A 2,512-nucleotide genomic window follows, 5' to 3' on the forward strand; every position below is an offset into this window, starting at 1 on the left:
GGCGCGCCCTCGAGCACGCCGACCGGTCTGACCGGCCACTCGCCGGCCCGTCAGGACGCGAGCTTCATCGGTCGCGCGTTCCCCAGGAACGCCTCGGCCCGGGGGCGACTGGTCGCCGGTTTCCCGGAGCTCCTGCGCCCGCTGCGCGGCTCGCTCATCGCCACGAGCAGCGTCGCCACCGACGAGCAGCGACTCCAAGCTGCGCTTGTGAGCACCACCGCGGACTCGCCCGAGCAGGTCCTGCGCGGCTATCGAGTGCGACTCAGCGCGCGTGGCATGCAGGAGCAGGCCGCACCTGCCGCCGCCGGATCCGTGGCCGCCGCGTTCGTGCGCGGACCCAGCACCATCACCGTGACCGTGACCCGCGAGGGGGCCTGGACGTCCTACTCGGTGTACGGCGCCCTGCAGGCCGGGAAGGCGTGACTGGTCCTCGATGTACATCACCCTGCGGGATCGTCCGGGAACCGGGGACAAGACCGCGACCGCACGGAGCACGGTTGACCGCGCTCCGGTCGGTCGCGTCGTCATCCTCCTCGGATTCGTCTCGTTGCTCACCGACATCTCGTCCGAGTCCGTCTCCGCGATCCTCCCGCTCTACCTCACCGCCGTGGTCGGCCTGAGCCCGGTCGCGTACGGCATCATCGACGGGCTCTACCAGGGCGTGAGCGCACTGGTCCGGCTCGGCGGCGGCTGGCTGGCCGACACCACGGACCGGCCGAAGTGGGTCGCGTTCCTCGGCTACGGCGTCTCGGCGGTGGCGCGCGTGTTCCTGCTCTTTGCCACCGGGGCGGGCGCGATCGCGGCCGTCGTGACGGCGGATCGCATCGGCAAAGGCATCCGCACCGCGCCCCGTGACGCGATGATCTCGACGAGCACGGCAACCGAGCACCTCGGCCGGGCGTTCGGCGTGCACCGGATGCTCGACACCATCGGTGCGGCGCTCGGTCCGCTCATCGCCTTCGCCCTGCTGTGGCTGGTGCCGGACGGCTATTCGCTCGTGCTCGTGGTCTCGTTGGGGTTTGCCGTCGTGGGCGTGGCCCTGCTCGGCCTGCTCGGCCCCGACGTTCGGCTCCGGCCCGAGAAGGTGGGATCGACGCCGCCGCCCTTCCGCTGGCGTGACGTGGGCGACCAGCGTCTGCGTCCACTCCTGCTCGTGGTCGGCCTGCTCGGCGTCCTCACCGTCGGCGACGGATTCATCTACCTCGCCCTGCTCGACCACGGCGGCTTTGCGGCGGCGTGGTTCCCGCTGATGTACGTCGGGACCAATATCGCCTACCTGGCCTTCGCCGTGCCGATCGGCCGGCTGTCCGATCGGGTCGGGCGCGCCCGCGTCCTGGTCATCGGACACGTGTCGTTGGCCGGGGCCTACGTGTGTGCCGTTGTGCCGACCTCGATGGCCGTCGCGACGATCGGAACCCTGCTCCTGCTGGGCACCTTCTACGCCGCGACGGACGGCGTGATCGCGGCCGTGGCCAGTCGGCTCGTGCCGGTCCAGGCGCGCAGCAGCGGCATCGCCGCCGCGCAGACCGTCGTGTCGGTGGCCCGCATGCTGGCCTCGGCCGGCTTCGGTGTGCTCTGGCTGCTCGTCGGTCCCGGCGCCGCACTGTTGGGCGTCGCCGGCGCGCTCCTGCTCGCCGTGGCGGTCGCCGCGTCGCACATTCGCCTCCTCGACCGCGTCGCGTCGACGCCGTGAGCACCCTGACGCGTGCCGCCGCGTTCATCACGGTCGTCGTTGCCGTCGCGGGGGGCGCCGGAGCCTACGCCGTGCAGCAGCGGCAGGATTTCCAGGAGCGACGCGAGACGCCGCCGTCCGTCGCACAGACCGCCGCCAACATTCTCCAAGACGCCCCACGCATTGTCTTCCGGCACACCGGCCTCGACAGCTCGTACGGCATGGTGGCGATGGTGTCGCTCGCCGAGCCCAGCGGCTCACGAGCCTTCACCAACGTGAGCTGCGACAGGGTGGCCGCCTGGAACGGCGGTGCGTCCTGCCTCGTCACCGAGCGCGGGGTGGTGACGAGATTCGAGGCACACCAGCTCGATGCCGCCTGGCAGGAGTCGAGCAGTCGACCGCTGCCGGGCATCCCGAGCCGGACGCGCGCCTCCGCCGACGGGACCCTGGTGGCGACGACGGCGTTCGTCAGCGGTCACTCCTACATGTCGACCGGCTTCTCCACCGCGACCGAAGTGCGAGAAGTCGGAGGCGGGCGCGACTGGGGCAACCTGGAGGACTTCGCCCTTGTCCTCGGGGGCCACCGGGTTGATCCGGCGGACCGCAACGTCTGGGGCGTCACGTTCGTCGACGATGTGACCTTCTACGCGACGGTGGACACGGGCGGCAAGACCTACCTCGTGGCGGGCAACCTCGAATCGCGCACGCTCACCTCGGTCACGACGACGGCTGAGTGCCCCGCTGTGTCCCCCGACCGGAGTCGCGTCGCCTTCAAGGTCGATGTCGACCGAGGCCGGGCCATCGTGTGGCAGCTGGCCGTGCTCGACCTCGCGAGCGGCG

3 protein-coding genes are annotated in these 2,512 nt (G+C 71.3%); all 3 read left to right on the top strand.

Features of this window, described 5'->3' with window-relative positions; translation table 11 throughout:
• On the top strand, positions 1-423 hold a 423-nt coding region (locus RMO85_RS13605; RefSeq protein WP_310529264.1), incomplete at its 5' end, for a hypothetical protein.
• A 10-nt stretch (positions 424-433) separates the two neighbouring features.
• Positions 434-1,693, top strand: coding sequence for an MFS transporter (locus RMO85_RS13610; RefSeq protein ID WP_310529265.1), 1,260 nt, complete (start codon positions 434-436; stop codon positions 1,691-1,693).
• The coding region (locus RMO85_RS13615; RefSeq protein ID WP_310529266.1) for a hypothetical protein at positions 1,690-2,512 on the top strand (823 nt) is incomplete at its 3' end. The genes RMO85_RS13610 and RMO85_RS13615, both read left to right, overlap by 4 nt.

The sequence above is a fragment of the Nocardioides sp. genome (assembly GCF_031422975.1).
In the GTDB taxonomy this organism is placed as follows: Bacteria; Actinomycetota; Actinomycetes; order Propionibacteriales; family Nocardioidaceae; genus Nocardioides.